4 protein-coding genes are annotated in these 7,476 nt (G+C 75.3%); all 4 read right to left on the bottom strand.

The window, feature by feature from the left end:
• Positions 1-943 (bottom strand): DUF5719 family protein (locus AC5LUJ_RS15625; protein WP_250284958.1); only part of this gene is annotated, 943 nt, incomplete at its 3' end.
• Positions 944-1,299: 356 nt separating this feature from the next.
• Positions 1,300-4,641 carry a glycosyltransferase gene (locus tag AC5LUJ_RS15620; RefSeq protein ID WP_493465171.1) on the bottom strand — a complete coding sequence of 1,114 codons (3,342 nt, stop codon included), beginning with the start codon at positions 4,639-4,641 and terminating at the stop codon, positions 1,300-1,302.
• A 195-nt stretch (positions 4,642-4,836) separates the two neighbouring features.
• Positions 4,837-5,100 (bottom strand): WhiB family transcriptional regulator, encoded by a 264-nt coding sequence (locus tag AC5LUJ_RS15615; protein ID WP_250286478.1) that lies wholly within the window; start codon positions 5,098-5,100, stop codon positions 4,837-4,839.
• A 1,101-nt stretch (positions 5,101-6,201) separates the two neighbouring features.
• Positions 6,202-7,476: 5-amino-6-(D-ribitylamino)uracil--L-tyrosine 4-hydroxyphenyl transferase CofH (gene cofH / locus AC5LUJ_RS15610; protein WP_493465170.1), on the bottom strand; the 1,275-nt coding region annotated here is incomplete at its 5' end.

Here is a 7,476-nt window from a genome sequence, read left to right as displayed (position 1 = left end):
AGCCGGCAGCCCCGGCCTCGGAGTCCGCTCCCCCGGCACCAGCCGCCCCTGAGCTGGCGGTCCTGGTCTCAGTGCCGGCGGCCGGGGCGCCGGCGGCCGGGGGCACGACGACCTGCTCCCGGGTGAACGGGGCGCCCGCGCGGTCCAGCATGGCGGCGGCCAGCCGCCCGTCCCGTACCCGGATCCGCACCGCCGTGGCTTCCGCGTCGGGTACCCAGTCGGTCAGCCGGCGGATCACCCGTGCCATGGGCGGTACCCGAACGCCGTCGCTGGCCATGCCGTCACTGGCCATGCCGTCACTGGCCACGCCGTCACTGGCTGCACCATCGCCGAGCGCACCAGCGGTGGCCGCACCGTCACCCGCGCCGGGACCGGTGGCCCGCGTGGCGGCGCCCGCCTCCTCACGGCCGGCTGGCCCGAACGACGTGATCTCCACACGCGCGGGCGCTGTCTCGGGGTTGGTAAGGACGATCACCGGGTCACGGCCGGTACCGGTACCCGGGCCGACGAACCAGAACTCGCTCCTCGGCGGATCGCAGCGTGCCCGGGACGGTGCCCGGCCGGGCGCGCCCGGGACGGTCACCGTGGCGCTCAGCCCGGCCGCCGCCGGGCCGCTGGCGTGCACGGCCAGTGGCACACCACCGTTCGTCTGGACCAGTACGCCCCGCGCCCGGGCCGGACCGGTCGGGACGTCACGCACCGCGCCACCGGTGGACAGCCAGATCCGCCCGTCCGCGCCCGGCCTCCCACCCACCACGCCGCCGGCGGTCACGACGTCCACCGTCACCGGGGCGCCTGCCGGCGGGTCGAGATCCGGGCACAGCAGCATCGCGGACGCCACCGGTACCCGTGGGCCGGCTGTGGGCAGGACCGTCTCGGGCCGGCTGCCCGCCGTGGGCCGGCCGAGGACGGCCAGGGCCAGCACGCTGGACAGGGCGGACATGACGGCAACCGCGATCACCGCCGCCGGGCGCGCGCGCCCGGCCCAGCTCGCGGCCCGCACCTCCCGGACCGGCTGTCGCCGCCCAGCACGCCGGCACCGGTTCCCCAGCACTGCCAGCATGACCCGGATCGGCTCGCCACGGTCCTCGGGACGCGGCGCGCCGGCAGCCGCCGTCCGCACGGCCCGGGCCAGATGGCCGGGAAGCTCCCTTCGAGTATGTCGCTCCGCCCGGACCGGCCGCTTCACCTGAACCGGCCGCTGCGGGCGGCCGGACCACTCAGGACGGCCGGGCTGGTCCGGGCGGCCGGGCTGGTCCGGGCAGCCGGGCTGGTCCGGGCGGGCCCCCTGCGTCCCGGTCACCGTGGGGAGCCCGTTGCCGCGTCCGTGGCCCGCCGGGGCGGCGCCGCGCCGGGCCCGGCCGCCACCGCACCGGACGGGCCCGGCGGGCCGGCCGGCAGACGGCGCCACACCACGGCGTCGTCCGCCACCTGTTCCCGGACCAGCCCCGGCACGGCGTCCAACGTGGCGACCAGCGGCGCAGCCGCGCCCGCGGCGGGGACGACGACAGCGCCCACGGCCAGCGCCGTAAGCCCGCCGGCGGCTGTCGCACGCCCGGCGACAAGATCCGCGACGACCACCCCGACCGCCGCGCCGTCAGCGGCGGACATCGCGCCGAAGGTGGTGTCCAGGCGCGGGCCGCGGGCGTCCGTCAGTGTGTAGCCGACCGGCGCGTCCCGCGCCGGCTGGCGCAGTACCAGCACGCGGGCGTCCGGCCCGGACAGCCGCGCCGCCGCGAGCGTGGAAGCCGCCATCCCGCCCGCGCGGACCGCGGCGCCGGCCGCCACCTGGCCGGCCTCGGCGACCATGAACGCGCCGGTGAACGGGCCGGCCGCGACCGCCCCGCCGAGGGACAGCGCCGTGACGTGCCGCCAGCCGGGCGGGTGACGGCGGAGCATCCCCCGCACTCCTGTCACTGAGAGTGCGCAAGCCGCCAGCATGCCGGCGACGGCGACGGCGAGCTGCGCGGCGGCGGGCTCCCCGGTGCGCCCGGCAACCCCCAGGCAGCTCTCGACGGCCGCGCCGGCCAGGCCGACGACGACCACGCCCCATGCCGCGAGCACCGGCCCGCGGGTCTCTGCCCGCACGGCCCCGACCGCGCCGGCGAGCGCGGCCGGCACCAGTACGGCCGCGAGGCCGACAACATGCCCGCCGGCCGGCCCGGCGGGCGACATGGCCGGCCCCAGCCAGCCCGACAGCGCGTCGGCCATGGCGCCGGTGGCCTCCCGCCCGCCCGCGCCCACCCCGGGCAGGGTGTCCGGGACGTCGACGGCCACGCCGGTGAGCCACCGCCACCCGGGTAGCAGGTCACGCCACGGCCACCACGGCAGGCTGGCGGCGACGGTCACGGCGAGTACCTGCGCCAGTCGGTGCGGCAGGCGCGGCCGGCGCAGCAGCACGACCGCGCCGGTAAGCCCGGCGATGGCGGACAGCAGCAGCGCCGGCGCGCAGGCGACCACGGCGAGCAGCCGGATCGCGAGCCGGCGGGCCGCAGGCCAGGTGGCGCGGCCGGTGCCCGGCTGCGCCACCAACGCGGCCGCGGCGGTGAGCACGCCGGGGAGCAGCACGAGCGCGAACAGCACGTCGACCCGGGCCGCGGCAACCGCCCAGATCATCGGCGGGGACAGCGCGTAGCCGGCCGCGGCTACGACCCGGACCGGCGTGCGTGGCGTGCGCGGCCCGCCGGTACCGGAAGCCCCACGGCCGGAGACCACTTCAGCGGCACCACCGCGGAAGACAGCGGTGGTGGGGACAGCGGTGGTGGGGACAGCGGTACCGGCAACGGCGCCGCCGGAGGCGGTACGGGCAGAAGCGCTACGGGCGGGGACGGTGCCGACAGGAACGGTACGGGCAGGAACACCGGCGGCACGACCCAGGTGGCCGCAGGCGGCGTAGGCGGCAAGAGCGGCCAGCGCCGGTCCGCCCAGCAGGACGACATCGGCCGCCAGCCACGGCCTGCCACCCAGCACGGTCGCGAGAACGGCCAGCGGCAGCAGCCACAGCCCGGCGTCCGTCGGCCCGGACACCGCGGGACCGGCGGACGCCGCTCCGGCGGCACCACCAGGCCACCCGGACAGGACGACCGACCACAGATCCCGGGCACCGTCGGGTAACGGCAGCGACACGTCCGTGCCGGGCAGCCGGCAGGCGGCCGTCCCCGGCCCCCATCCCGGCCCGAGCATGAAACGGGCCGCTATCAGGCTCACGACGGCCAGCGCCCCGGCGAGCGCCAGAGCCGGCCGCCCCGCCCAGGCCGGCGGGCCGTCACGGCCACGACGGCGGGCAGAAGAACGCGGGACGAGCGAAAGTGCGCGCAGGAACGTCCGGACCGCGCCCAGCGGCCCGCCCCGGGACGCGAGCAGCGGGCGTAACGTCCGACCGGGTACCCGCGCGGACGCCGCCCGGCTCCGGCGCGCCCGCCACAGCCAGCCGGGATGGCCCATCACCGCAACGGCCGCGGCGACCTCGTCCAGGCCCTGGCGAAGCCGGCCGCCGGCGGCCAGCGCGGCGCCACGCCCCAGCGCCGACGGCACGAGCCCAAGCCATGCCGGTACCAGCGGGCCGGCCGAGATGTTGGCCATCCGGACCCGCAGCTCCTCCCGCCGCAGGTCGCGGTAGCCATCCCGCCCGCTGGGGCCATCCCACTCGCTGGGGCCGCCCCGCCCGCTGGGGCCATCCCGCCCGCTGGGGGCGTCCCGCTCGCCGGGGCTGTCCTGTTCGCGGTGGTTGGCGGCACGTTCGCGGAGCCGCCGCCCGCGGACCGGGGCGCGGTGGCCGCCGGGACGGGCGACGTGGATCACCGCGGGCGGGACGACGACCACCCGCATCCCCGCGCGCCAGGACCGCCAGCAGAAGTCGAGGCCGGCGACGGCGCGTAGCCGCGGGTCGAACCCGCCGAGCCGCCGCCACGCCGGCCCGCGCACGAGCGCGCCCACGGCCGCGACCGCCAGAACGTCCCGGACGGCGTCGTGCTGGCCGGCGTCGATCTCGCCGGGGGCGATGCCGGTCACCCGGCGCCCGGCGCCGTCCACGGTGGCTCCGGCTTCGACGATCAGTGTCGGGTCGGCCCAGTCGAGCACCTTCGGGCCGAGCACGGCGGCGCTGGGATCCAGCGCCGCGTAGGTCAGCAGCCGCTCCAACGTGTCCGGAGCCGGTGCCGAGTCGTGGCACAACAGCCAGAGGAAGTCCGGTGTGCCGGTGGCCTGGCCTGCCTGGCCTGCCTGGTCCGTCCGGCTCGGCAGTGCCGCGGCCACGGCCGCCCCGTAGCCGGTGCCCGGCGGCATGGTGCGGACCGACACATGCGGGCCGTCCGGGATCCGCGCCCGGCGGGCCGTGGGCCCGCCGCCGACGTCCACCACGACGACCTGGTCGGGCCGGCGGGTCTGCTGGCCGAGCGCACGCAGCGTCTGTGCCAGGCCCGTCCCCGCCGCGACGCCCGGCGAGACATGATCGGAAAGTTCTCGGCCGGCCCCGCCCCGGTCGCGGCCGGCGGCCACCACGATCGCGACGACTTCGGCCGTGCCGTGCTCGCCTGCGGCCTGCCCGCCGGCGGGCCCGCTGGTGGCACGGCCCGGGTTGCCGGTGCCGGTGCCGGTGACCGGACGCCCGGCGTGCGGCGGGGACGGGCCGGTGGCTGTCACGCGACCGATGCCGGGCTACCGGCTTCCCCGCGGGGCCCGGACATCCCGGATCGATACGCGGACCATGGATCCGGTGGGCGGGCCGAAAACATGATCGTCCCAGCTTCGGCGGCCCGGCCTGGTCCGACGGATGTCAGGCACCGCCCGCACGATCGAAGATCCATCAGATGCGGACGAGGATCCATCGGAGGTGGTCTAGACCGCCTGCCGGCGTAGCCGGCGCCGCTCCCGCTCGGACATCCCACCCCAGATACCGAACCGTTCGTCCTTTTCGAGCGCGTATTCCAGGCACTCGCTGCGGACCTCGCATCCCGAGCAGATGCGCTTGGCCTCGCGGGTCGACCCGCCCTTCTCCGGGAAGAACGCCTCCGGATCGGTCTGGGCGCACAGCGCGCGCTCCTGCCACTCCGGTGAGTCCGCAAAGATGTCGTCAAGACCGAGAGTGACGACATTGGTCAGGCTCGCGCCGCGTGACTCACCGGCCACGGCACCGCCGGCCCGCGCGTCACCGGTGGTTGCGTCACCGGTCACCGCATCACCGGTCACCGCGTCACCGGCCCGCGACCGGCCGGCAGATGACCTTACCGATATCGATTCAGTGAATTCATCTTCTTCTTTGCCGTCATTACCATCATCATGAAAGTCAATATCAAAATCGACATCGAACTCGGCGGTGGTCAGCTCCCGGCCCTCGCGGCGGCCGGGATCCGGCCGCCCGGCCCACTCGGTGGCCGTGGGCTGCGCGGGCAGCCCGGCACGTGACCGGTGTGTTTCGGCGAGGACGATGTGGACGCCCGCGTCGGTGCGTTCCATGTGGACTCCTCCAGACCCGTCGCGGTGCGGTCGGCCACCCCCCGGGCGCCGGCGCGCAGGTGACTGGTGTCCACACCGGCTGGGCAGGCGCTTTACCGCACCTTCCCCACCGGCGGGGGAAATGACACGCCGGTAATTACACGCGCCGAAGACCGCCGCGTCAACCCCACCAGCGCAACATCCTCTACAACCAGCGATCAAACAATAGCTCACGGTAGCAGGACGCTGTTACAGAGGGTCCCCGTCCAGCGCACTGAGCGATATGCGAGAAGTCCCCGAGAGCCCTGACCGGGTCATCTTACCCTCCGAAATCAGATAAAGCCGACATCGACTGTCCTTCTTGTGACATCTCCTCCTATCTGCCGGACTTCCACTTTCGCGGATATCCGTCCGGACAGTAGCAACGAACATCGACAAACGGACATCGACAGTTGTCGGAGCCGCACCGGCCGCTGACACAGCCGCGATCAACCTGATGACCGGGCACCGTCGGGACGTCGACGGGACGCCGTCGGGACGCCATCGGGACGCCGTCGGACATCCGTCCACCGCCCATCCTGACGGGCGAGCAGGAGCGGCTGACAGGCGGGACCGGCTGACGGGCGGGCAGAACCTGCCCGTCACGCGACGGCACCTCCACCGGTCGTGATCCAGTGCAAGTGATCCAGTGAGAGCCCGGCGGAAGTATTGTCCAGCGGAACCACCGGCCGAGGTGCCACCGGACGAAAGTCAGGACTTCAGGCCCGGTCAGGAGACGATCGGCAGGGCCCTGCGCACGGCCCCGGCGCCGCCGGGAGGAAGATCCACGGCCGCGCCGGCCCCTCTGGCGGGGATGCGCGCGTCGGGGCGGCCATCACTCCGCGTGCCTGCGCCGACGTCCTGACGGGCCGCGGCCAGCCGCTCCGCCGGGACCGGCCCGTAGGTCGTCGTCCGCTGCCGCGCCGGCCGTCCGGCGGCGCGGGCCAGCGCCTCCAGCTCCGCGACGGAACGGGCCGACCCGTGCTGGGAGCCGGCCATCCGGCTGATGGTCTCCTCCATGAGGGTGCCGCCGACGTCGTTGACCCCGCCGCGCAGGACCTGCTCGCAGCCGTCCGGCCCGAGCTTCACCCAGGAGCACTGGATGTTGTCGATCGCGCCGTGCAGGAGCAGCCTGGCCATCGCGTGTACCGCCCGGTTCTCCTGCACGGTGGGGCCGGGCCGGGCCACCCCGGCCAGGTAGATCGGCGAGCTGTGGTGGACGAACGGCAGTGCCACGAACTCGGTGAACCCGCCGGTGGACTCCTGGATGCGGCGCAGCAGCCGCAGGTGGGCCACCCAGTGCGCCGGGGTGTCCACATGCCCGTACATCATCGTGGCGGACGACCGCAGGCCCACCTGGTGCGCGGTCGTGATGATCTCCACCCAGGCCGAGGCCGGCAGCTTGCCCTTGGTGAGCACCCAGCGCACGTCGTCGTCGAGGATCTCGGCGGCCGTCCCCGGGACCGAGTCGACACCGGCCTCGCGGGCCGCGGTCAGCCAGTCCCGGATGGACAGGCCGGTCCGGGTGACGCCGTTGACGACCTCCATCGGGGAGTAGGCGTGCAGGTGTATGCCGGGGACCCGGTTCTTGATCTCGCGGGCCAGGTCGAAATAGGCGGTCCCGGGCAGGTCCGGGTGGATGCCGCCCTGCATGCATATCTCGGTGGCGCCGGCCGCCCACGCCGCCTCGGCCCGGGTGCCGACCTCCTGCTGGGAGAGCGTGTAGGCGTCGGCGTCACCCCGCCGCTGCGCGAACGCGCAGAACCGGCAGCCGGTGTAGCAGACGTTCGTGAAGTTGATGTTCCGGTTGACGACGTAGGTGACGTCGTCACCGACAGCATCGCGCCGCAGGTCGTCCGCGAGCCGGCAGAGCGCTTCGAGCGCGGGGCCGGCCGCGCCGAACAGGACGAGGGCGTCGGCGTCGCTGATGCCCGCCGGATCGTCGGCGGCGTGCCGCAGCGCGGCTCTCATCTCGCCGTCGAGGCGCGGCGGCGCGGCGGCGGT

This window comes from Protofrankia sp. CiP1_Cm_nod3 (assembly GCF_982290655.1).
The sequence above is the reverse complement of the archived record's forward strand: the minus strand, read 5'-3'. Positions and strand labels throughout refer to the sequence as shown.